Here is a 23,308-nt window from a genome sequence, read left to right on the forward strand (position 1 = left end):
CATGGAATCTTGAACGAAGCCAAGGAGCAATCAATTATACAATGACTTTCGGGACTGCTCCTGCTGCGCGTCCCTTACTTCGCCTTCTCGGCCTGCAGCATTTTGTTGATTTCCTCTTCGCCTTTGGTGAGCGCCGTATTGATGTCGATCGTACCGGCGAGGTAATCGTTGAAATACTTCTTGGCGATCGCCTCGGACTTCGACCGGTACGGGGACGAGTTCGGGTACGGGACCGGCTTGCTCTTGAAAATGCTTTGGATGTTCTTGCCCTTCAAAATATCCAGGTTTTTGCCGAACTCCGCCTGAATCTCCGGCTTCAGCAGCGGCGAGATGCGGCCCTGTCTCGAGCTTTCGAGCTGCACCTCGTCGGAAGTTGCGGCGGCGATGACTTGCAGCGCTTGTTCCTTGTGCTTGCTTTGCTGCGTGATGGTCATGATGTTGACGCTGGCGTTGCCGTAAATGTTCGGACGCTCCGGGTAGCTCGGATATTGCGCGACGTCCCAGTTGAATCCTTCCTTCGTCGGGATTTCCAGCTGGGAGAACATGTTCGTGTACATGATCATCGCCAATCGTTTTTCTTTCAGGAAGTTGTCGATGGCGTTCCCCTGCGGCTCGTTGCCCGGAATCGTGAACATCGTCTTGACCAATTCGAACACTTGCTTCCACTTGTCGTTGTTCAGCGTCGCCTTGCCCGTCTTGAAATCGTCCGCCTCGATGCCGAGCGGCTGATAAATCCACGACAGGCCGCTTCCCGGATCGACGCCCCGGTATTGGGTGCCGCCTTCGTTGCGCGTCACTTTTTTGGCCAGCTCGAGAATTTGATTCCAGTTCATCCCGTCCTGCGGATACGGCACCCCGAATTTGTCGAAAATGTCCTTGTTGTAGTAGAACGCGTGGAAATTGCGGCTGTATGGAATGCCGTACAGCTCGCCGTTCGACGAGCCGACCTTGGTGTCGGTTATCATCTGGGGCTCGAAGCGGTTCAAGTCGAATTTATGCGTCTTGAGCAGTTCGGTCATATCGTACAGGATGCCCTTTTCCTGGTACGCCGTCAGCTTGCCGCTGTAGGTAAACACGATGTCGGGAACCGTTCCGGTGGCGATCAACTCGTCCAGCGTCGAACCTTTGGTCGGTTGAATGATATTCAGCGTAATGTTCGGATGCTTCTTCTTCAGATTGTCCTTGATCAGCGTCTCCAACGCGCTGTCGATGATGACGGAGTCGATGGCGGCGGTCAGCGTGACCGGCGCGTCGCTTACTTTGACGGCGGCATCACCTTCCTTCGTCCCGGTTGCTCCTTTCTCCGCCGATTCTCCCGATTTGCCGCATCCGGCGGCCAGCAGCGCGAAGCTGAGCAGCAGCGCCATTCCGCCGACGTAACCTTTTTTCCGTTTCATGCCAATCCCCCCGATTGTCATTTGCTTGCCCGATAAACCGTAACTTCCCTTACTCGCAGCGGATTTCCATAATCCGCGCATGATCCAGCCCGTTGGTGGCGATCACCTCCAATCGCAGACAGTCGATACCGCTTAAGGCTACCCCGAATTCCAGCTGGCGCCGGTAATTGTCCCGGACGCTCGCCACCTCCTCGAAGCGGCCGGAGGAACGGGCCAGCAAGTTGAAGTCCTTCAACGTTTCCGGCTGGGGACCCCATTCCATCCTCGAATGATGGCCGTCCGAATGCGTCAATGCCAGATGACGATGCAGACCGGTATCGAGCACGACGACGATGCGCGACAGGTCGACCGGGCGGTCCCAGCGAAGCTCCAGCCAAGGCGTCTTGTCCGCCGGGTCGGACATCCAGCGATGCGTTCCCGGGGCGGTCAAATCCGGTCTTGCTCCCTTCGGACCGTGAACGGACCGGGTATGTCCGTCGACGACTTGCGACGCGCTCCCGTTCTCTTGTTCCGACGAGGCGACAATCGACGCCTCTGCGGCCCTATTGCGGCCGTTCAGCCGCTTGCCCGGCAAATAGGCACCCTGTCGGATCAGCTGCTGCTGCACGTTCTCCACAAGCTCCGCATCCCGCCAGCCGTCGTACGGCTTCCCGGCCTGCATCGCGATCGCGGCATACGTTCCCAGCCCCTCTCCCATCAACGCGCACGTAGCCATCACTCTCGTGCTCGAAAACGCTACATGCGTAGCCGATATGTTGCGTCCCGCAAAGAGCAGATTATCGATATTCGCGCTGACGAGCGAGCGCAGCGGGATACTGTACAAATAAGGCGTATAAGGATGGATGTTCGGCTTCTCGTTCGTCGCCTCGATTCCGCCGGGGTGATGAATATCCATCGACCATCCGCCGTAGGCGATGACGTCGGGGAAATCGACGGCCTGCTCCAAATCGCTCTGTCTCAACACGTGCTGTCCGATAAACCGGCGCGACTCCCGCTTCCCGGGTACGAATCCGAACCAGTCCAGCGCCCAGTTCTCCGATTCGGGATGGTGCCCGCTGTTCTTGATATGGTCCCACACCCCGAGCATAATCGCGAGCAACTCGTCGCGGATCGACTCGTTATCCTTGATCGTATCCCGCATCCCGCCGTATTCCACCCACCAATACCCATACTCCCATGTCGGGTGCGAGCGGAAGCGCAAATCCTCCTCGGAGAACCGTCTGATCCATTTCGGCGGAACGAACGGCATCGGACGTCCCATATCCTTGGACGTGAACAGCAGCGAGGAACCGAGCCGATAAGCGTCCCGATCGTCCGACGCGACCGTTTCCCCGTATTCGGCGGAAGCTTCCCGGCCTGTCGTATATTCGGCTCCCGCCTCATAGCCGAGCCGCCCGTCACCCGTGCAATCCGCGAACAGCTCGGCCTCGATTTCGAAGAAATCCTCGGTGCTCTCCCGGTTCACGAGCGCCGATGCGATCCGGTCGCCTTCCATCAAGACTCCGACGACGCAAGCATTGAGCATCAGCGTCAAATTCGGCTCCTCCCGACATTTCTCGTACAAGATCAGATCGAGCATATTGGCGCAGCGCTGCGGGTTGCGCACGGCACACTCCAGCATGATCTCCTCGACGATGCCGCTCTCCCTCGACTCCGTCTCGAGCGCCCGTCCCCGCACGGAAGAACCGCTTACGTTCATGCGGATTTCCGAGGAGGCATTGCCGCCGAGCACCGGGCGGTCCTGGCACAGTATCGTCCGCACCCCGTTTCTGGCGGCGGCCAGCGCGGCGGCTACTCCGGACATGCCTCCTCCGGCGACGAACAGCTGCGTCCGGATCGTTTGTCTGTCCCTGTTTCGGTTGGCATTCATGTCGAATCTCTCCTTCGTATCCGAAAATCGTCTCTTTTATTTCGCTTCGCATTCCGCTATCGTTAAGACAAGCCATATTCCCTACAGGCGGTGAAAAAAGCATGCAAGCCTATCGTCCCAAAGAGCTCGTTCCGAGCATTCATATGGTTACCGTATGGAACAATAAGTCGCAGTTCGAGAAAGCCGAGGATCAAAGCCCGTTGTGGGTGCTGTTCGTCGTCGGGAGCGGCAGCTTTCGCTTCGAGATCGGGAAGCGCGAAGGCATAGCCGAGAAGGGCGACCTTGTGCTCTGTCCGCCGGATGTCGTTCTCAAGCGGGAAATGCTTCGCCCCGCATCCTTTCTCGTGCTGTATTTCACCTGGACGGCCGACTCGGACGAAATTCGCGCCGAGGAACAGCTCCTTCCGAACCCTGCCGGGAAAAGCTCGATCCGGGACAAATACCGCTTCGCCTCCACCTACGGGTATATCGCCATGCTGGGAAGGCGCAACGATGCGCCTGCGGCAGCCCGCAGAAATTTCCTGCTTCGCGACCTGTGGGAGCAGCTCGATTGGGAATGGGAGACGCACCGGCGCGAGTCGCGGCCGATCCCGGATGATCCGTTGATGCAAAAAGCCGGGGCCACCCTGAAAGAAAGCGCTTTCGAAACGATCAGCTTAAACCAGCTGGCAGCCTCGATGGGACTCAGCACGGTTCAGTTCAGCCGCCGGTTCCACAAAATGTACGGCGTCAACCCGAGCGAGTACGTCAGCGAGCTCCGCCTGGACAAGGCGCGCGCCCTGCTGCTGGAAAACCGTCTTACCTTGGACGAAATCGCTGTCCAGTGCGGGTACAGCAACGGATTCTACTTCAGCCGGGTATTCTCGCAGAAAATGCGCATCAGTCCTTCCGAGTATCGCCAAGCGTACAGGATTTGATGCGGTCCGGTGCCGTCCCCTCTTGCCGGACAAACCCGCTTGGTACGGTTCCTTGTCTTCTTCTTCATCGTATCACGCAATTTTGGTTGGATACATACAGGAATCCCTCATATTCCATATACTTTTCTTCATCTTGTCCCGATCGCCTCGGAGCCGAATTATCCCATCCTGCCGTTGCCGCTCAAGGATTCCGCCTATTTTTTGTGCCCGCGATAACGATTCTGTGCAACAATTTTCCAGCGCGGCGCGTTTAGAACGTACAAACCAAAACATAAATGGGCAGGAGGAATGGAACTTGAAAAAGGCGATGCTCACCGCCATGCTTATGCTGGTCATGCTCGCAACCGTCACGTCCGGAAGGGGGACCCCTTCGCCGGTACATGCGACGGGGGCCGAAAGCGGCGAAGACATCCGGATTACGCTATTCGGAGAGCCCTTTTCCGCCGAAAGGAGCCCCCTTCTCGTGGACGGGGTTACCCTTGTTCCGCTGCGCGATATCGCCGAGGCGCTCGGAGCGGAAGTAAGCTGGGACGATGGGGCCAAATCGGTCAAGCTGCAGAAGGGCGCATCGGAGATCCGCATTACGGTCGGCTCCGCAGATGCGGCGAAGAACGGCGAGCCGCTGCGGCTGGAAGCGGTTCCGCGCCTGATCGGCGGAGTGACGATGGTGCCGCTGAGGTTTATCGGCGAATCGTTCGACGCTCTCATTACTTGGAACGGGGGCACCCGCACGGTCGCGATCGACCGTCTGCAAAGCTTGCCGGCAGTCGGCAGCTACGATAACTTGAAGACGTTGCTGGACAACGCGAGACAGCCGATGTACGGGGTTGCGGTCAGGGCGGGCGCGGTTGCCGGCGCCGAAGGAATGACGAGCGTCACGGTTCAGGACCAAGCCGGTTCGGCGGCTTTCAATGCCAAGACGGAGAGTCCGCAAGCCCCCGCTTCTTCGACGATGAAGATGAAGGGGGAAGCCGCAGCCGACTATTCCGCAACGAATACGCAGGTCGAAGGCGTAGACGAGTCGGACGTCATCAAGACGGATGGGGCTTACTTGTACCAGGTCAATAAAGACCGGGTCGTCATTACCCAAGCGGTCCCTGCGACGGAAATGAAGGTCGCAAGCGTCATCGGCTTCGAAGGCCAGTCGTTCCGGCCGAATGAACTGTACGTCGATGCCAAATATTTGGTCGTCATCGGCTCGACGAGCCGCGGAGCGGACGGCACCGGGCCGATGCCGATGTCGGAGGCAAGCGACAGCTTGACCAAGAAAATGATCGTGCCGATCCGTCCGATGCTCACCACGGTCAAAGCGATCGTTTACGACATCGCGGACAAATCGGCGCCGAAGATGCTTCGCGAGGTCGAGCTCGACGGCGATTACGTTTCCTCGCGGAAAATCGGCGCCGCTCTCTATTTGATCGCGAACAAAAACGCGGGCTACGCGTACGCGGCCAAATCGGGCGACGGGACCCCGGCGGACGAAGCGAAGTCGAACGCCCCGGCTTACCGGGATTCGGCCGTATCGGGCGAATCGCTGCCGCTGGACTACAAGGACATCCGCTATTTTCCGGATTCGCGCGAAACGAGCTATATGCTTGTAGGCGGAATCAATCTGGATCGGGTCGATCAGCCGATGGACGTTTCCGCTTATTTGGGCTCCGGGCAGAACATATTCGCTTCGGAAGGCAACTTGTACGCCGCCGTAACCAAATACGAGCCCGTGCGCGCCGAACCGGCTGCCGCACCGCAAGCCGATACGGGCGCTCCCGCGACACCGGGCGCGGATGCGCTGAAGAGCAAAATCGCGGCGCCGAGCTACGAGACGAAAACGGTCGTCTACAAATTCCGGCTGGAGCAAGGCAAGACGAAATTCGTCACGCAGGGCGACGTGCCCGGCACGATCCTCAACCAATTCTCGATGGATGAGCACAACGGCCTGTTCCGGATCGCCACTACGAAGGGAGATATGTGGAGGACCGACGAGAACACTTCGAAAAACAATCTGTACACGATGGACGAAGCGCTGAAGCCGCTCGGCAAGCTGGAAGGCATCGCCCCGGGCGAACGCATCTATTCCGTCCGTTTTATGGGCAACCGCGCCTATATGGTGACGTTCAAAAATACGGACCCGCTGTTCGCAATCGATTTGACGAATCCCGCCGCCCCGACCGTGCTCGGAGCGCTGAAAATACCGGGCTACAGCGACTATTTGCACCCGTACGACGAAAACCATCTGATCGGCTTCGGCAAAGAAACCGTGGAAATTCCGGTTAAGGGCGATACGGCCGACCCGACGCGTACGATCGCTTATTATCAAGGGATGAAAATTTCTTTGTTCGATGTCACGGACGTGGCGAACCCTGTAGAGAAGTTCAAGGAAATGATCGGCGACCGCGGCACCGAGTCCGAGCTGCTGCGCAACCATAAGGCGCTGCTATTCTCCAAGGAACGCAACCTGCTGGCATTTCCGGTCACCGTCATGGAAATTCCGAATAAAGGCAGCGCCAATTCCGCTACTGCATACGGTCAATTCTCGTTCCAAGGCGCTTACGTATACGGTCTCGATCTGACGAACGGCTTCCAGTTGAAGGCGACTTTGACGCATATGACCGCGGAAGACCGCCAGAAGGCCGGCGGCAGCTGGTACAACAGCGACCGCAACGTGGAACGGATCCTATATATCGGCGATACGCTGTATACGCTCTCCAAAGGGCTGATCCGGGCGAACGATTTGTCTACCTTGCAGGAAAAAGGCAGCCTGGCCATTCCCCAGAAATAATATGGAGCGAACGACAAAAAGCCTCCAAGCCCACTTCACTGTGGTTTGGAGGCTTCTGCATGTCGAAAGTTCAAATTTAACGGTCGTGTCGCTTAAGACGCTTTGAACGGCTCGCGTCCGCCCGCCTCCAGGGAAGCGGCTTTTTTCGCCCGTGCCTTCTTCATGGCCAATCCTGCGACCATTACGACGACTACGACAAGCGTAACAATCGTCCATTTCAAAAACCCTTCGCCGATGAACGCCTTCACGAACTTCTCGTCGACGATCATCTTGCCGGCCGTAAAGGCTAGCACGGCGGCACCGATGTACATCGTGGCCGGATACTTCTCGATCAGCTTCAGCACGAGCGTGCTGCCCCACACCATGACCGGAACGCTGATGGCCAGTCCGACCACGACGAGCGCGAAGCTGCCATGCGCGGCGCCCGCTACGGCGAGAATGTTGTCGATGCCCATTACCGCGTCGGCGATAACGATCGTCCGGATCGCGGCCGAGAGCGTTGTCCCCGCCTTCACGTTGTCATGGTTTTTCTCTTCGGTCAACAGCTTGAGCGCGATCCAGACCAGGAACAATCCGCCGACAAGCAGCAATCCCGGAATGGCCAGCAGCCATACGACGGCGAGCGTCGCTACTGCCCGGATAACGACAGCTCCGACGGTCCCCCAAATGACGGCCTTTTTCTGCTGCTCCTTGGGCAAGTTGCGCGCCGCCATCCCGATTACGATCGCATTGTCGCCCGCAAGCACCAGGTCGATAACGATGATCATGAAAAGTGCGGACAGCATTTCTCCGGTAAACCAGTCCATCCCGATCCCTCCTTTTGGTTGTCGGACAAGCGCCGTTTTTTATATTTTGTACAAAAAGGACGAGGTTCATCGGTCTTGTACGGAAAAATAAAAACGACCCTTACCCTGGTCGGTAAAGGCCGCTTAAAATACGACGGAAAAGACCTTTACCTGTTCGGCAAAGGTCTTGCTAACAACGGTGACGTTGCCAACAAAGCCGAGGACGTGGTTAGTCCCGTAATGACGACTTTGCTGTAGCTAGCTACTCCCCTTTGATTCGATTGAGTTTATTGTAGCCGATAGATACGAATTTAGTCAAGGGGAGTCCGTACATCCTTACTTCCATTCCGCGGAGCTGAAGCCGGATTCCTTCAAGGCGTCGTTGACTTCCTTCACGACTTGCGAGCCGCCTTTATCCATCCATTCCTTCACCATTTTGTCCCAATCCGATACCGGCTTCTCGCCGAAAATCATTTTGGTTTGCTCGGTGTACAGGTATTTGCTGAGCTCGGTATCCTTCGTCGCTCTCGTCTCCGAGAATACGGCATTGACCGGGTTCACGTAGTGCTTCAAGCCTTTGTGCATCGTCTCGAATTGAGCGGCCACGTCGCGCAAAAGCGGAACCGTATATTCCTTCGAGTAGCCGTTCGCATCGTCGCTCGGCGCCCACATGCGGCTATCCGGCAAATAGTTCATCGGGGCCGTTCCTTTTTCTTCGAGTTCTCTTTGTACGGCTCCGTTTGCAATTTTATACCCTTGATTTTCCAAGCCGTTCAGCCAGTCGAAATCCACATTTTTCGCATTGCGCTGGTCAAGCGGGTAAAATTTGCGCCCATAGTCGATCATTTCGAGAATCCGTTTTACTTTATCCGGATCGTCCTTGAGCTTCGCGCTCAGCATGACCATGCCGTAAAATCCGGTGGAGGACGTAAAGCCTTGGGAGCCGTCCGGCGCTTTGAAGGCCGGTATCGGAGCCAGCTTGGCGTTCGGATTGACGTCTACGAGGCCTTGCATCCACGACGGATTCATGCCGCGCGGCGTTCCGATGAATATGCCGGCTTTGCCTGCGTAAAACTCCTTCGTATTGACGTTGCTCCAGTTCGTCAGAGCGAAATCCTTCGTGATGGCGCCTTCTTTGTACAGATCGGCGAGCCATTGGACGTGATCTTTGCGGGCATTGGATATAAAGCCGGGGATCAGCTGTCCTTGCTCGTTTTTATGATACCATGCATTCAGATCCCAATAAGTGCCCATCGCGTATTGCGGGTTTATATTTTCCGCCATGGCCATACCGTACGTGTCGGCTTTGCCGTTGCCGTCCGGGTCGTTTTTCGTGAAAGCGATCGCGACCTGCTTCAACTCCTCGTACGTAGTCGGCATTTTCAAGCCGAGCTTGTCCAGCCAGTCGGTACGGATCATCGGCGTCAAGTCGTAGTTTTCGGTCAAATATTTTTGGATGGCGTACATTTTGTTGTTTACCGTTACCGATTTGCGCACGTTTTCCGGGATCAGCTTGAACGAATCGTACTTGCTCATATAGTCGTCCAGCGGCAGAAACGCTCCTTGCTTCGCCCATTTGTAGAAATTCGCGTCAGGCGCCTCGAGAATGATAATGTCCGGAATGTCTCCCGATGCGACTACGGCGCTGAGCTTCTGCGTATAATCGGAACGGACGACGTACTGCGGCTTGAAATCCACGTTGAACTTCTCGTTGATCATCTGGATGCCTTTGCCGTCGGCAGGCGGCAGTGCGCCGTACCGGTAGTCGATCATCGAAATCGTATGCTTTTTGGCGGTCGCGCCTTGGCTGCCCGATGCGCCGCCGTTAGCCCCCGGCTGCTCTGCTTCTTTGGCGGTGCCGCATGCTACGGCCGAAGCCGACAATACGACGATCAGTCCCGCTGCCAACCCTTTTTTCATAGCCATTTGATAAGATCCCCTCCGCATCGAATAATTACCCCTTCATAACGGTTGCCTGACGATAAAAACGTACCATTTCCTTAGCCTGCGTAGCTTTTGCTTCCCTTATGTTTGCCCGCGCCGACCTTATCCTTTGACCGAGCCGAGCATCACCCCCTTGGCGAAATGCTTTTGCAGAAACGGATACACGATCAGAATCGGAACCGTCGCCACCAGAATGGCCGCCATTTGGATCGTTTCCGCAGGCGGCGCGTTTTCAAGCAAAATTTGTCCTCCCGCCAGCGTATTCTGGGCTTCGTTTACGACGACGATTTGCCGCAGGATGACCTGGATCGGCCACCACCGCTGATCGTTCATGTACAAAATCGCCGAGAAGTAATTGTTCCAGTGCATGACCGCGTAGAACAGCCCGAATGCCGCAAGCGAAGGCTTGGACAACGGCAGGATGATTCTCCAGAACGACTGGAGGTCGTTCGCTCCGTCGATCGTGGCCGCTTCATGAAGCTCGCTCGGGATGCTCTCGAAAAATTGGCGCATGACGATCAAGTAAAACGGCGCGATGGCCACAGGAAGAATAAGCGCCCATACGGAGTCCAGCAGCCCGGTACCTTTGACGACCAGGTATGTCGGAATCATGCCCGCATTAAACAGCATCGTGAACAGCACGAGAAAGGTGACGGGCTTGCGTCCGAACACCGGCCGGGCCAGCACGTAGGCGAGCGATGCCGTAAAGGCCAAATTTACGAGCGTACCCGCTACGGTAATCAGCACGGTCACCCACAGCGAGCGCAGAAACGATTTCGAAGCGAAAATGAACCGGTACGCGTCCAGCACCCATTCCTTCGGGATCAGCATGAAGTCGCTCTGCATGTAATCGGTGTAGGAAGAGAACGAAACCGCGATCACGTACAGGAACGGAAACAGCATGAGCAGCGCTATGACCGCCAGCAGCGTGTAGTTGAACACGTCGAGGACACGGCTCGATATCGACTTGTCTTTCATGGATGTGGCTCCTTTCCTTCAAGCGTCAATATACGCCGTCTTCGCCGAATTTTTTGGCGATCCGGTTCGCCGACATGACCAGCACGAGTCCGACGAGCCCTTTAAACATGCCTACCGCCGTTGCGAAGCTGTAATCCGACTGCTGAATGCCTTTGTAGAACACGAACGTGTCCAGCACGTTTTGCGTCTGCTCGTTGAACGGATTGAGCATCAGGAATATTTGCTCGAAGCCGCTGTCCATAACCGTTCCCAGGCGAAGAATGAGCATAATGACGATCGTCGAGCGGATGGCGGGCAGCGTAATGTGCCATATTTGGCGCATACGGCTTGCCCCGTCGACGACGGCGGCTTCGTACAGGCTCGGGTTCACGCCGGCGAGAGCCGCGAGGAATATGATCGTTCCCCAGCCCGCTTCTTTCCATATCACCTGCGTGACTACCATCGGCTTGAAGAACGAAGGGTCCGTCAAAAACGGAATCGAATCCCATCCGAACGCGTCGCGCAAAAACACATTGACCAGACCTTCGCCGCGGAAGAAAATGATCCAGATGCCGACGACTACGACCCAAGACAAGAAGTGCGGCAAATAAATGATCGATTGCACGAGACGCTTGTACACCTGGTTGCGCGCCTCGTTCAACATAAGCGCCAGCAAGATCGGCATCGGAAAGGCGAACACGATTTGCAGAAAGGACATGTACAGCGTGTTCCATATGACCCGCAGCACCTCCGTATCCTCGAAGATGCGCTTGAAGTGCGTCATACCGACCCAATCGCTGCCCCAAATGCCCTGAAACGGGTTAAAATCGATAAATGCCAAGTACAGGCCGAACATCGGAGCATATTTGTAAACCAGAAAATAGGCCAATCCCGGCAAGCCCAGCAGCAGCAAGTAGCGGTCTTTCCATATGCGGTTCTTGATCCGCGCCCATGCCGAACGATCCGACCGGACCCTCGGCGACGCGGCTGTCTGCGTTTCCATCTGTTTGTCTCGTCCCCCTTCACAGTCGCTTTCGGCTGGCTATGACGCAAGCATACCCGCAGCGCGTTTTTAATGGCAATTATCAGTTGCCGGAACGCAAAAGATACAACCGGCGCATGGAAAGATAAGAAAAGCTTCTGATCGAAGCCTTTTCGATGGAGTCCATCCGAGCTTTAGAGGTTGCTTTTCTCGGTTCACAATTTCGCAGCCCGCTTTATCGAAGCATCGCTTTGGAGCTGTGTCGCTCTAGCGGACTTGAACATTCTGAATCGTTAAAGATCTCGTGAAGATTTCGAGCCCGTTGACGCGAAAAAGAGGACGCCCGCCGAGCCTAAGTGCTGCTCTTGCGAACGTCCTCTATATGGAAGCCCCGATCAGGGGCCTTCTTGCGTTTCACCCGCCGGATCGGCTTCCCCGTCCCGGTACTGCTTCCGGTATTGCCCCGGCGGAACATGGGCGGTTTGCTTGAAAATGCGCGTAAAGTTTTGGACCGAAGTGTAGCACAGCTTCTCGGATATGTCTTTGATCGGCATATCGGTATGGACGAGAAATTCCTTCGCTTTCTCCATCCGGTACTGAATGAGATAATCGCCGAAATGGATATCCGTTTCCTCCTTGAACGTCCGGCTCAGCTGCGACGGGGACATGGCGAACCGGTCGGCCACATGCTGAAGCGATAAATCGGTATCGTAATGCTCCCGAATATAGGCGAGCACCTGCTGGATCGCCGTCTTCTGCTTCGACAGCCGCAGACTCCCCATATGCCGGACGACGGAAGGAAAAATCGTCTCCGTCAGCCAAGACGTCACTTCGTCCAGACTCGTTTTCGCGTACAGCTCCTTGTACGGGTCTCCCGGGAAAAAAGCTTTCGGATCCAGCCCCAGCTCCTGCAGCAGCATATCGAGCTCTCCGATCAAATAAGCGAACAGGCCGAGCACCGTCTCCGAATTTTGCACATATTGGGGCACTTCCCGCATCATATGCGCCAGCTCGGCTTCCGCGCCCTCCAGATCGCCTTGTGCGATGCAGGAAACGATTTTTTTCTGGCGCTTGACGATCGTCGTTCGGGATTGTTGAACCGACGGCTTGAGCCCGTCTCCGGTAATGAACTGGTTATGGCCGAGCAGCAGCCTGTAGGTGAGCAGCTCCAATGCCTGCTGATACGAATCGCTGATGCTGCGGTAATTTTTGCCCGGCCGGCTTAGGGCGACCGTTACGGTAAACTGGAAATAATGACGCACTTTGCCGTTGATTTGGGAGACCGTTTCCTTCGCTTTCCGCTCCGTTTCTTCGTCGATCCGGTCCATCCCGATCACGATCGCTACTTGGCCGGGCAGAGGCGCCGCGGTAATGCAGGAGAAATCGGACTCCTGCTCGCACAGCTCCTCGCACATTTTGCGAAGCGCATACAGCATGAGCGACCGGTCCTTCTCGCGGTACGTTTCACGGAAACGGCCGAACTCGTCGACGTCGACAAGGCAGACGTAAAACCAGTTTCCTTTCAACGGAAAGCCGTATTGCTCCGTTTTCTCGCGAATTTCACGATCGTCCATCTCGCCGCGCAGCAGCTGCTGGAAGACGGTCTCCTTCAAATAGGGGAGCTGCTCGTTCAGGCGGTGCTGGAGCCGGTCGTTCGTCATGACGACATGGTGAATGAACGAATCGAGCGCCTCCAGTCCGTCGCGGGGCGGCTGATTGCTGCGGCTATCGCCGGAGAACTTGTTGGTCAATCTCTGGATCGGATTGTACAGACGGTTCGTCCCGAGCAGCGCGATACTGACCCAGATCGCGACAAGCACGGCCACGATCGTCCAGGTGAGCGACTGAATGCGCTGCGCTTTGCCCGTAAGCAGGGAGCTTTCCGTCAGGGCCAAATACGTCCAGTCGTTAAAAGCGGACCGTTCCATCGACACTTGATACGATACCCCGTCCAGCTCGACTTGGCCGGACGAGCCGTCCGGATCGCTCCAATACCTGTACAGCTCGGACGAATTGATTCGTGTTCCGATTTCGGCCGGGTCATGGCTCGTCACTACCGTCCCTTTGTCATCCAGGACTAACAGCCGCCTTCGTTCGCCCAGTTGAACCGTTTGCACGAACGAGCTCAGCTTGTTCGATTGAATATGAAGCATGACAAATCCGTCGGCCTTGTCGGTAACAAACAACGGTACGGACCGGATGACCAGCAGCTCGTCCTGATTCGGATACGTTCGCGGCGAGATGACGACGGGACCGTTGTAATTGGCGTTCAGCTGGCGGGCGATTTCCGGGTATGCAAAGTCGTTTTGATCGATTAGGCCTTCCCGATTCGAATACACTTTGCCGTAATGGCTGTATAGAATCGATATATCGTAAGGAATTTCCGAGAAATTGCGCTGCCTTTGCACGAGGTCGATCATTTCCAAGGAAATGTCCAGATGCTGCATCGATGGCCCCGCCTGGACGGATTTCTCGATTACCGCATTGTTCGCCAAATCGATCGACGCCTTCTCCAGCGTGTACAGAAATCGGTCTACTTGAAACTGGATTTGCCGCAAAATGATCTGATGATTGTGATCGACCTCCTCCTGAACCATCCGGGAAGCGATCGTCGAAGACACCGTCCCCAGAACGAGCACCGGAACGATGCACAAGAGGAGCGAGTACAGGTACAGCTTCCGTTTGAACGTCGTATGTTTGAACAGCCTCGCAAGCTTGCCGGACACCGCACCCACCCCCCTTGTCATAAAACGTTTGCAAAAAAAGAAGCAGTCCCCATTCGTAACTTGAGCGGAGCTGCGTCGTTTCTTGTCGAAATTGTAGTATAGGCACAGCCGCGTGTCAAATGTAAGGAACCGGAAAAGCAGGAAACGGGACATGCTTCCTGTGAAATTTTTCTTCTATTTATAGATACAATCGGAAGCTTTTCTCCAATTCCCGTAATTTCATTGTAGTTTCTTTTCCCGTTTAATTCAAGGCGCCCCGCTCGGCGGGGTTCGCCCATTCATTGAATTTTTTCTTCAATATATAAAATGCAAAGGGAACTTTTCTCCAAAAGTGTGGTATACTCAAGATAGTTCCTTCTATGTTCATTCATGATTTTAGACGCAAGGAGAACACTTCCGATGGAGCAAATCCCTTCTCTTGCCGGGAAATTGAAACTGTATATGGACCGGCTGCTGGTCGACGACTCCGGGCAGTCTTACGTGCTGGACGACGAGCTCGGCGACCGGGCGAGCTGCTGCACGACGGCGCAAACCGCCTGCTTGTACGCGCTCGACGCCAAGCTGTCCGGCGAGGCCGGCTCGGACACGGCCGCCCGGCTGATCGACGACGTGTTGCGGCGGCAGCTGCCCTCCGGCGCTTTCGGCCAGCCGTATTACGTCAAGAAAGGCGAGGCCGGAACCGTGGACATCGCCGAGATCGGCGCTTCCGCGAACAGTTTGTATCACGTATATAAGGCAACGGGCAACGAGTCCGCCAAAACGAGCCTGATCCGCTCGGCCGACTATTTGCTGACCCTGGTTGCGGAAGAAAACCCGGGGGCTGTCTATAAAAATCCGAACGCCCGTATGCACGACGTGCTGAACGGCGACATTTACGCCGCGCACACGCTCGGAAGAGCTTACGAGCTGTCCGGCAATCCGGTCTACCTCCGTCAAATCGAACGCACCGTCGCTCACGTGGCCGACCGGTTCGGACGTCACAGTCCCGGCTGGTGGCCTTATACGGAAAATTGGGACGGCACCGTCGGGATGGGAAACAGCGTTGCATATCAGGTTACGATTATCGCATTCGCCTCTCCGCTGCTTCCGCTGCTATCCGAGCCTCTGCGGACCAGATGGAAGACCATAGAAGAAGAAGCGGTCAAGACCGTGCTCCAGGCGTTAAACGACGGGCCCAACGACAGCAATGAAGCGCCGTGGTGGTGCCGGGATTGGCCAAATGTTCCGGAAATCACACTCGCGCTGTCGCGCGTCCCGCATCTTGGCGAAGCCCGCTCCCATGTGACGCGGCGGCTGCAGGAAGTCGAGGAGGGCTTGTCCCGCGACGGCATCGCCTACTTCCGGCCGAAAGTAAAAAATGAAGATCCCGAGCGGTCTCCGGTTACGACCACCTTTCGCAAGGCAGCTACGTTTGCCGGGCTTCTGTGCGCAATCGGTCTGGACCATCCGCAGGCGTAACGGACTTACTCATCCAGAATATCAAGGAGTGTTCATCGCATGAAACCGATATTTGCCCAAAGAGGATTGATCGTGTCGTGCCAGGCGCTGCCGGGCGAGCCGCTTTACTTTCAAGGAACGATGGCCCGTATGGCGCTGGCGGCCGAGCAAGGCGGAGCGATTGGCATCCGTGCCAACGGACCCGACGATATTCGCGACATTAAAGCCGTCGTAAAGCTGCCCGTGATCGGGCTGTTGAAACGCGACATTCCCGGCTCGGACATTTACATTACGCCGGAGCTTGTCGACGTTCAGGCGATCATTGACGCCGGCGCCGATGTCGTCGCCATGGATATGACAAATCGGGAAGACCGCGCCGAGCGCGTCGTCGAGCTGATTCGTCATTGCCATGAGGCGGGCGTTGCGGTGATGGCCGATATTTCGACCGTGGAAGAAGGACTGCTCGCGGAGTCGTTGGGCGCGGATCTGATCTCCACGACGATGTCGGGCTACACGCCTTACAGTCCGAAGCAGGAAGGCCCTGACCTGGAGCTGGTGCGGCAGCTGGCCGAGCTGCTGAAGAAACCGCTTGTCGCGGAAGGGCGGATATGGAGTCCTGTCGAGGCCGTCGAAGCGCTGGAGGCCGGAGCCGAATATGTGGTCGTCGGCGGAGCGATTACGCGGCCCCAATTCATTACCCAAAAATATGCGGAACGGCTCGGCCAATGGCTGGAGCAGTCCAAATAGGAAGTGATCGGATGCTACAGGCGATGAACGCCGACGTACTCATTATCGGCGGAGGGTTCGGGGGCTGCTCGGCGGCTATGGCGGCGGCCAAAGCCGGCAAGCGCGTCATCATGACCGAGGAGACCGACTGGATCGGCGGCCAGGTGACGAGCCAGGCCGTCCCACCCGACGAGCACCGCTGGATCGAGCAGTTCGGCTGTACGCGAACGTACCGGACTTTCCGCGATAAGGTGCGGGAATACTACAAGCGCAACTACCCGCTGACGCCGGAAGCCGCGGCTAACCCCCGCCTCAATCCGGGCAACGCGATCGTCAGCCGCCTATGCGTCGAGCCGCGCGTCGCGCTGGCGGTGCTGAACGAAATGATGGCGCCGCATGTACACAGCGGAGCCGTCACGATTTTGCTGAACCGCAGGCCGGTTGCGGCGGAGTCCGACGGCAACCGCATCTCGAACGTCACGGTACGCCGCACGCTTGACGGCGAGGAGCAGACTTTGCATGCCCCTTATGTGCTGGATGCGACGGAATGCGGGGATTTGCTTCCGCTTGCCGGAGTCGAATACGTCACCGGCGCGGAATCGAGGGCCGAGACCGGCGAGCCTAACGCCCTGGAGGGAGACGCCGAGCCGGGGGACGTCCAATCGTTCACGGTCGTCTTTGCCATGGACTATCGCGATGGCGAAGATCATACGATCGAGAAGCCGCGCGATTACGAGTTTTGGAAGGCATATCAGGCACCATTCATGAAAGACCGCATGCTGAGCTGGGCTACTTCCAGCTTCAGCCCGTACAAATCGTTCAACCTGTTCCGGCAGCCCGAGCCCGGTACGTTCCCGTTATGGGATTACCGCCGCTCGATCGACAAATCGAATTTTGTCGCCGGTACGTTCGATAGCGATATTACGCTGGTCAATTGGCCGCAGAACGACTACTGGCTGGGCAATCTTATCGACGTCGCCGAGGAGGAGCGCGAGCTGCACATCGAGCGGGCGAAAAACTTGAGCCTGAGCCTGCTCTACTGGCTGCAGACGGAAGCTCCCCGGCCGGACGGCGGACAAGGCTACCCGGGTCTGAGGCTGCGCAAGGATGTGCTGGGAACCGAGGACGGAATGGCCAAAGCGCCGTATATCCGCGAATCGCGCCGCATCCGCGCCGAGTTCACCGTAGCCGAGCAGCACGTGAGCCCTGCCGCGAGAGGACGGAACGACGCCGAGAAGTTCGCCGATTCGGTCGGCGTAGGCTGTTACCGCATCGACCTTCATCCGACTACCGGCGGGCGGGAAGGCTGCTACGTTCCGGTCAGCCCGTTCCAAATCCCGCTCGGCAGCCTGATTCCGGTACGGGTCGACAATGTACTGCCGGCGTGTAAAAATATCGGCGCGACGCATCTGACCAACGGCTGCTACCGGCTCCATCCCGTCGAGTGGAATATCGGCGAAGCGGCAGGTTATTTGGCCGCTTACTGTCTGGATCAAGGGGTTACGCCCCGTCAAGTCCGCAATACCGAGACGTTATTGCGAGATTTCCAGGCCCGCTTGGTCCGGGCCGGCGTGGAATTGGATTGGCCGGTCGTGGAACCGGTATAGCATAGAGTATACGTTCGGAAATACATGCAGGAGACCGCCGGATTACTCCGACGGTCTCCTTGGCGCTTACGCCGGTTCGACAAGATCTGCTCTCCCTTTCGGCAGCGAGCGGCCAAAGCCGACTCCTTGACTCGTAAACGCATCATGCCGCTATGCCTCGCGTTCGGGCAGGAGAACGGCCCCTTTCGCGATCAAACCGAAATCGTCGTGCCGGTCGTGAACGTCACCGGATACATCGGGCGCTTCAGCTTGTCAGCGCTTCTCAGCGCGCCAAGTTGCGCGGAATTGAATCCGAGCTGCTCGCCGAAGCTCTCCGGACGTTCAATCAACGAGCGAAGCGCCGAGGGCCGAACAGTCAGCTCATTCAACAAAGTTGCCACAGCCTGTGTCATCTTTTTCACCTCCTTTCATGTGCATACAGCCGTAACCCGGATCCGCCCGCGTCTGCCTCAGGTCGGCAACCTGTAGCTCACCCTGCTTCTGTCGCCGGTCCAGCGAATATCGGGAAGGAGCGCCTCGCTTTTTCCCCGGATTCGCTCGGCGTGCGGCAGCAGTCTCGCGAGCATGGTCCGCAGCTCGGCATCCATGTCGCCGGACGGACGATAGCCAAGCCGGGTCAACTCGTCATGATCGGGTCGGTAATGGTGCTCCTCTTGCTCCTTCCGCGGGTTGTCCAGATGGCGGATTTCCGTTTTCAGTCCGAACGCGTCCGCGGCCTTCGCGACTTTGCCTGCCCAATCGTCGAGCCGGTACACCTGCTGGAATTGGTTGAGCACCCGGTACTCCCCCCGTTTCGGCGGATTTTCCACGGCCAACGCGAGACATTGCATCGAATCCTGCAGGGGCAGAAAGCCGCGCTGCTGCGTGCCGCTTCCATACAGCGTCAGCGGATGTCCGATGACGGCCTGGCAGCAGAACCGGTTGACGATCGTGCCGAACGCCTGATCGAAATCTAGCCGGGTCGCGAGCCGCGGATCGTCGCCCATCTCCGCGGGATGCGTGCCGAAGACGATGCCCTGCATAATGTCCGTCGCGGCCAAATCCCACAGTTTGGAAGCGAACATCACATTGTTGGAGCCGTGCACCTTGCTCCAGTGGTACCACGATCCCGCCTGACGCGGAAAAGGCAGCCGGTCTTTCCGTCCCCGGTACTCCACCTCGAAAAAGCCTTCGGGAATATCCAGATTCGGCGTGCCGTATTCCCCCATCGTGCCAAGCTTCACCAGATGAGCTTCCGGAGCGATCGCCTTCATCGCAAACAAGAGATGAAAGGTCGTCGTCAAATTGTTCGTCTGCACGAACACCGCATGTTCGACATCGATGGCCGAATAGGGAGCCGACGGGCATTCTCCCAGGTGCACGACCGCATCGGGGCGAAATTCGCGGAGCGCCTGCTCCACGAACGGGTAGCTGCGCAAATCGCCTTCCCAGAAAGGCAGCCGCTTCCCGTACCGTTCGCGGAACGCCTCAAGCCGCTCTTTCATCGAGACGATCGGAATGGCGCTCCACGAGCCCATTTCGTCCACCCATTTCCGGCGGAAATAGCCGTCCGCCCCGCCTACCTCATGCCCGCGCGCGGTCAACGCCTGCGCCAGCGTCCAGCCCAAATAGCCGTCGATACCGGCGATAAATACTCTCATGAGCATCTCCCCCCTTTTTCGCAAATATGTCCGCCCTCATATCCATACTTCCGCTCCGGCCTGGTCCTTGACGCCGAACTTCCGGACAAACCAGGCGAAGTCATGGCGCAGCCGCGTTTCGAGAAACTTCCGGCGTTCTCCGACATCGCTTGCTTCCACTTGGCGAATCGCCTCCCCAATCTCATCCGGATACATCATGGCGAAGTGCCGGATCATTTGAAGGCTGGCGGACTCTCCCAAGTACAGCAGCCCGAAGCGGAGGTTATTGTGCAGCAGGTGAGGCTTCAATTCGCCGATGAACCGTTCGATTTCCGGCTTCGTTTTGAACCGGTGCAGCATGCGCAGCGAAGGGACGGAGACGATTTCCGCCCCGCTCAGCCAAGCGCGGACGCTGAACTCCGGCTCGATGCCGCCGTACAGCCGCATCCCCTCGTCGTAGCCGCCGATCCTCTCGAACAGCGTCTTGGTCAGCGCCGTTCCGGCGGACGAAGCGATTTGCACGAAGGGCGGCTCTCCGGCCATCGGCTCCCGGTTCCAGGCCGTGCCCATAAACGGCACGAGCAAACTGCAGCCATAGCCGCGAAAAGCGGAGACGGTATCGCAAATCGTGGCGGCCAGCATGCGCCCGTCGCCGATCCGCCGCAGCACCTCGTCGTCCCAGCCCGGACTGAACCCCACGTGCGCATCGGTAATAAACAATATATCCCCGCTGGCCGCCCGCGCGCCGCGGTTCCGCGCACCCGCGACACCTGCTCGCTCAGGCAGCCTCACGACGCGAATGTCCGCGCCGTCCAAGTCCGGACCGAAGCGAACGCCGCACCCTTCGTCGGAGGCGTCGTCCACGACGACGAACTCCAGTCCGCAGCCGCTAGTTCGGGCCCCCATCGCCGATCGGATCGTCTCGGCGACTCGTTCCCCTTCGTTGCGTGCGGGAATGACGACGCTGATTACCCACCTATCGTTCATAATCCTTCTCCCCCGGAACCGAATTGTCGGCAGCTTTGTTTGCTAATTGACATTACAGATCGTAGCATGTGCCGTTTCCGGGCGTCATGAGAACCCGCTCCCAAATGCTTCCACGCGAAAAAACCGATCGCCGTAGGCAATCGGTATCAAATAAAAAGCGGTTTTGTCATCATAGCTTCGACCCGTTCGAAAGACTCCGGTCGGCCGAACGCCGATTGCGGCCTTGCCGCACCTTGCCTCTCGGGCAAAGGGAAACCGCTCCGCCCATGACAATATCGATGACAAGACATGACGCTGCAAGACAGACAGCGGCGTCGGGCGCTCGACAAAAAACGAGTCGATCGACCGATGCCGTCGCCTGACTCCAGAGGAAAACGGAAGAAACCCGCCGCAATCCCGTCGACGAAAACAATTATTCACTCCCCTTGCGGACTCGTGCTCGACCACGCCAGCTTCGCCGCCCCGGCCAACCCCGCCTGCTCGCCAAGCGCCGCCGGTACGATGCGCACCGGCGCGTATGCCGGCATCATTTGCCGCTCCGCCTGGGCGCGAATCCGATCGAACAGAAAACCGCCCTGCGCCGTAATCGCGCCTCCGACGACAATCGATTCGGGATTCAAAATGTGGATCAAATTGGTCATGCCGAGCGCCACGTATTCCGCATATTGATCGATCACGTCGAGCGCCGTTCTGTGACCTTCGCGTGCAAGCTCGAACAGCCGTTTGGCCGAACCGCCGGTCGTCGAATCGTCGAGGCCGGCTTCCGCCGCTTGGCGCATTAGCGCCCGAACCGAGGCGTACTGCTCCCAGCAGCCGCTTAATCCGCAGTTGCACGCCTGTCCTCCGTGCCGGATGACAATATGGCCATACCCTCCTGCGTAGCCGTCGCGGCCGAAATATGTCCCGCCCTGCTTCGTTACCCAGCTTCCTCCGACCCCCGTGCCGAGCGTCACGCACAGAAAGCCTTCGAGCTCCTTGCCCGCTCCGATCCACGCCTCGCCGACGGCGAAAGCGTGGGCGTCGTTCACGAGCGCTACCGGGAGGCCGGTCTCGCGCGACATATTATCCCGCAGCGGCACGCCGGTCCACCCCGGCAAATTGGAGGTCGCATAGCCGATGCGGCCTTCTCTCGCATGGACGTATCCCGCCGTCGCCACGCCCATGCCGCATGCTTCCCAGCCTTCCCCCGCGGCCCGCTCCTTGTAGCGGCGGGCGATCTCGTACAGCTTGTCGAGCAGCGAGTCCCGGCCGGCCTGCGCATCCGTCGGCGTATTGTCGGCGTGCAAAATGGCCCCCGTCTCGTCGACGATGCCCGACTTGATGTTCGTTCCCCCGATGTCGATTCCGAATACGACTTTCCGTTTCATCGATTCCGCTCCGTCCCCGCTTGCCCCGCGGCGTCCCATAATCCGTTGTCGCGCAGGTAAGCCATGTAGTCTTCGTACAGCCGCACCGACGTCTCGTGACCGGCGTGAACCGGGCTGCCCGGCTTGTTCATCATGCCCAAATATTGATAGCACAGCACTTTGTCCGAATACTTCGATAAAATCTCCAGTTGGCGCCGCACCCGTTCGAATGGTCCGGGATGCAGCACCTTACCGGCAAACCGGAACAGCTCGAGATCGGACCAGAGCGGCTTCCCCGCCCGGTCGTGGGCTTCCCGCAGCCTGGCAAAGGTGGCGTCCACCGCCTCGAACGTCGTCCGGTCGACGCCGATTTCGTCCTGATAGGCGATGTAATCGACCTCAAGCGAGCGAAGCTGGCCGACGAACCGGTCATCCCCCGTCACCGAGCGGGTGCCGTATGGCGCGATCATCACCTTCTGCGGGCCGAGCCTGCGCAGGAAATCGGACATTTCGTTGGCATAGGCGATATAATGATCCGGAAAATGCGTAAAAATCGCCGCTTCCACCGGCAAATACCAGCCGGCGAAGGAAGCGTGATGCCCGTACCGGGCCGCCAGCTCCTTGGCGAAATCGAACCGCAGCGAGGAGGTGTCCCCCGTCGTCGACAAGCTCCCCATAATCGGCGTCGTATAGAAGCCGTTGCCCACATAAATCGTCATCCCGAGCCGGTCGCCCGCCTTCAGCACCGCCTCCAGCGGGTCCGGACATACCGTATCCCACCGGTACGGCCAAATGTCCGACGGGTAAAACGCCTTGCCGTGCAGCGCCACATTCAGCAGCACAAGCGTATCGAGCCCCGCCTCGGCCATCTCTGACAGCTTCGAATCCCAATCCGCCGCGGTAAAACGCTGCGTCGTCGAATTCCAGCAATCCCCTTCATACGGGTTCGGGTGGTAGAAATCGAACCACGATCCCGTAATGCGCATGAGTGCCATCTCTATTCCTCCGATCGTTCGATGACCCGGCATGTATGCCGACCGCATTGTGTTTGACGTTCGGCAGCCTGCCGGCGATCGGCCCTTGCGGGCGTGCTTGCCGGCCGAAAATGCGGCACACGCCGGGCATCGCATGGGCGATAAACACATGTGAATGCCGCATAAGCCGGTTTAGCCGGGATTCGCCCGGCAACGGCTTCCGTGAACGCTCCACAAGCCGGTTTTGCCGGGATT

General features: G+C 57.8%; 19 protein-coding genes. 6 read left to right on the plus strand and 13 right to left on the minus strand.

Annotated elements, in window-relative coordinates; translation table 11 throughout:
* Positions 1-74 precede the first annotated feature (74 nt).
* On the minus strand, positions 75-1,397 hold the full coding sequence (locus FE784_RS28645) for an ABC transporter substrate-binding protein (protein ID WP_176706591.1): 1,323 nt from the start codon (positions 1,395-1,397) through the stop codon (positions 75-77).
* 49 nt (positions 1,398-1,446) lie between these two features.
* Complete coding sequence (locus tag FE784_RS28650; protein ID WP_139605681.1) at positions 1,447-3,267, minus strand: FAD-dependent oxidoreductase; 1,821 nt, start codon at positions 3,265-3,267, stop codon at positions 1,447-1,449.
* A gap of 101 nt (positions 3,268-3,368) precedes the next feature.
* Between FE784_RS28650 and FE784_RS28655 the strand changes: the two genes are divergently transcribed.
* Positions 3,369-4,184 carry an AraC family transcriptional regulator gene (locus FE784_RS28655; RefSeq protein ID WP_139605682.1) on the plus strand — a complete coding sequence of 272 codons (816 nt, stop codon included), beginning with the start codon at positions 3,369-3,371 and terminating at the stop codon, positions 4,182-4,184.
* A gap of 295 nt (positions 4,185-4,479) precedes the next feature.
* Entirely contained in the window at positions 4,480-6,963 is a 2,484-nt protein-coding gene (locus FE784_RS28660; protein WP_246132233.1) for a beta-propeller domain-containing protein, read from the plus strand.
* 92 nt (positions 6,964-7,055) lie between these two features.
* Here the strand turns inward: FE784_RS28660 and FE784_RS28665 are convergent, their stop codons facing one another.
* A complete protein-coding gene (locus FE784_RS28665; protein ID WP_139605683.1) occupies positions 7,056-7,769 on the minus strand; it encodes a TerC family protein in 714 nt (237 codons plus the stop codon).
* Positions 7,770-7,844: 75 nt separating this feature from the next.
* Here FE784_RS28665 and FE784_RS41190 point away from each other — a divergent pair, with 75 nt between their 5' ends.
* Positions 7,845-8,006: a hypothetical protein gene (locus FE784_RS41190; protein ID WP_176706592.1), complete on the plus strand. Its 162-nt coding sequence runs from the start codon at positions 7,845-7,847 to the stop codon at positions 8,004-8,006.
* Positions 8,007-8,084: 78 nt separating this feature from the next.
* Here FE784_RS41190 and FE784_RS28670 read toward each other — a convergent pair whose 3' ends face one another.
* The 4 genes from FE784_RS28670 to FE784_RS28685 form a co-directional block, all read right to left on the minus strand.
* On the minus strand, positions 8,085-9,674 hold the full coding sequence (locus FE784_RS28670; protein ID WP_139605684.1) for an extracellular solute-binding protein: 1,590 nt from the start codon (positions 9,672-9,674) through the stop codon (positions 8,085-8,087).
* Between the two features lie 120 nt (positions 9,675-9,794).
* Complete coding sequence (locus FE784_RS28675) at positions 9,795-10,670, minus strand: carbohydrate ABC transporter permease (RefSeq protein ID WP_139605685.1); 876 nt, start codon at positions 10,668-10,670, stop codon at positions 9,795-9,797.
* A gap of 25 nt (positions 10,671-10,695) precedes the next feature.
* Positions 10,696-11,652 carry an ABC transporter permease gene (locus FE784_RS28680; protein ID WP_139605686.1) on the minus strand — a complete coding sequence of 319 codons (957 nt, stop codon included), beginning with the start codon at positions 11,650-11,652 and terminating at the stop codon, positions 10,696-10,698.
* 374 nt (positions 11,653-12,026) lie between these two features.
* Positions 12,027-14,357 (minus strand): helix-turn-helix domain-containing protein, encoded by a 2,331-nt coding sequence (locus tag FE784_RS28685; protein ID WP_176706593.1) that lies wholly within the window; start codon positions 14,355-14,357, stop codon positions 12,027-12,029.
* 399 nt (positions 14,358-14,756) lie between these two features.
* Between FE784_RS28685 and FE784_RS28690 the strand changes: the two genes are divergently transcribed.
* The 3 genes from FE784_RS28690 to FE784_RS28700 are packed head-to-tail and all read left to right on the plus strand — an operon-like array spanning position 14,757 to position 18,127.
* Positions 14,757-15,815, plus strand: coding sequence for a glycoside hydrolase family protein (locus FE784_RS28690; protein ID WP_139605688.1), 1,059 nt, complete (start codon positions 14,757-14,759; stop codon positions 15,813-15,815).
* A 39-nt stretch (positions 15,816-15,854) separates the two neighbouring features.
* The gene (locus FE784_RS28695) at positions 15,855-16,541 is read left to right on the plus strand and encodes an N-acetylmannosamine-6-phosphate 2-epimerase (protein ID WP_139605689.1); all 687 of its coding nucleotides are present in this window, start codon (positions 15,855-15,857) and stop codon (positions 16,539-16,541) included.
* Positions 16,542-16,552: 11 nt separating this feature from the next.
* Positions 16,553-18,127 carry an FAD-dependent oxidoreductase gene (locus FE784_RS28700; RefSeq protein WP_139605690.1) on the plus strand — a complete coding sequence of 525 codons (1,575 nt, stop codon included), beginning with the start codon at positions 16,553-16,555 and terminating at the stop codon, positions 18,125-18,127.
* A gap of 191 nt (positions 18,128-18,318) precedes the next feature.
* On the opposite strand, the gene FE784_RS28705 is transcribed toward FE784_RS28700, so the two are convergent.
* The 6 genes from FE784_RS28705 to FE784_RS41630 form a co-directional block, all read right to left on the minus strand.
* Entirely contained in the window at positions 18,319-18,519 is a 201-nt protein-coding gene (locus FE784_RS28705) for a hypothetical protein (protein ID WP_139605691.1), read from the minus strand.
* 57 nt (positions 18,520-18,576) lie between these two features.
* Positions 18,577-19,767, minus strand: coding sequence for an NAD-dependent epimerase/dehydratase family protein (locus tag FE784_RS28710; RefSeq protein ID WP_139605692.1), 1,191 nt, complete (start codon positions 19,765-19,767; stop codon positions 18,577-18,579).
* Positions 19,768-19,803: 36 nt separating this feature from the next.
* On the minus strand, positions 19,804-20,733 hold the full coding sequence (locus FE784_RS28715) for a glycosyltransferase (RefSeq protein WP_139605693.1): 930 nt from the start codon (positions 20,731-20,733) through the stop codon (positions 19,804-19,806).
* Between the two features lie 416 nt (positions 20,734-21,149).
* Positions 21,150-22,100, minus strand: a complete 951-nt coding sequence (locus FE784_RS28720; RefSeq protein ID WP_139605694.1) for an ROK family protein — start codon at positions 22,098-22,100, stop codon at positions 21,150-21,152.
* Positions 22,097-23,074 (minus strand): DUF4434 domain-containing protein, encoded by a 978-nt coding sequence (locus FE784_RS28725; protein ID WP_139605695.1) that lies wholly within the window; start codon positions 23,072-23,074, stop codon positions 22,097-22,099. The genes FE784_RS28720 and FE784_RS28725 overlap by 4 nt, the downstream gene beginning before the upstream one ends.
* Positions 23,016-23,308: hypothetical protein (locus FE784_RS41630; RefSeq protein WP_218103830.1), on the minus strand; the 293-nt coding region annotated here is incomplete at its 5' end. The genes FE784_RS28725 and FE784_RS41630, both read right to left, overlap by 59 nt.

The organism is Paenibacillus hemerocallicola, from assembly GCF_006265175.1.
GTDB classification, from domain to species: domain Bacteria; phylum Bacillota; class Bacilli; order Paenibacillales; family NBRC-103111; genus Paenibacillus_AB; species Paenibacillus_AB hemerocallicola.

Coding starts and splice junctions, on each gene's coding strand:
- FE784_RS28725 (WP_139605695.1), bottom strand. CDS start 23,074: ATGGCACTCATGCGCATTACGGGATCGTGGTTCGATTTCTACCACCCG.
- FE784_RS28720 (WP_139605694.1), bottom strand. CDS start 22,100: ATGAAACGGAAAGTCGTATTCGGAATCGACATCGGGGGAACGAACATC.
- FE784_RS28715 (WP_139605693.1), bottom strand. CDS start 20,733: ATGAACGATAGGTGGGTAATCAGCGTCGTCATTCCCGCACGCAACGAA.
- FE784_RS28695 (WP_139605689.1), top strand. CDS start 15,855: ATGAAACCGATATTTGCCCAAAGAGGATTGATCGTGTCGTGCCAGGCG.
- FE784_RS28655 (WP_139605682.1), top strand. CDS start 3,369: ATGCAAGCCTATCGTCCCAAAGAGCTCGTTCCGAGCATTCATATGGTT.
- FE784_RS28650 (WP_139605681.1), bottom strand. CDS start 3,267: ATGAATGCCAACCGAAACAGGGACAGACAAACGATCCGGACGCAGCTG.
- FE784_RS28645 (WP_176706591.1), bottom strand. CDS start 1,397: ATGAAACGGAAAAAAGGTTACGTCGGCGGAATGGCGCTGCTGCTCAGC.
- FE784_RS28705 (WP_139605691.1), bottom strand. CDS start 18,519: ATGACACAGGCTGTGGCAACTTTGTTGAATGAGCTGACTGTTCGGCCC.
- FE784_RS28670 (WP_139605684.1), bottom strand. CDS start 9,674: ATGGCTATGAAAAAAGGGTTGGCAGCGGGACTGATCGTCGTATTGTCG.
- FE784_RS28710 (WP_139605692.1), bottom strand. CDS start 19,767: ATGAGAGTATTTATCGCCGGTATCGACGGCTATTTGGGCTGGACGCTG.
- FE784_RS28700 (WP_139605690.1), top strand. CDS start 16,553: ATGCTACAGGCGATGAACGCCGACGTACTCATTATCGGCGGAGGGTTC.
- FE784_RS28690 (WP_139605688.1), top strand. CDS start 14,757: ATGGAGCAAATCCCTTCTCTTGCCGGGAAATTGAAACTGTATATGGAC.
- FE784_RS28680 (WP_139605686.1), bottom strand. CDS start 11,652: ATGGAAACGCAGACAGCCGCGTCGCCGAGGGTCCGGTCGGATCGTTCG.
- FE784_RS28665 (WP_139605683.1), bottom strand. CDS start 7,769: ATGGACTGGTTTACCGGAGAAATGCTGTCCGCACTTTTCATGATCATC.
- FE784_RS28675 (WP_139605685.1), bottom strand. CDS start 10,670: ATGAAAGACAAGTCGATATCGAGCCGTGTCCTCGACGTGTTCAACTAC.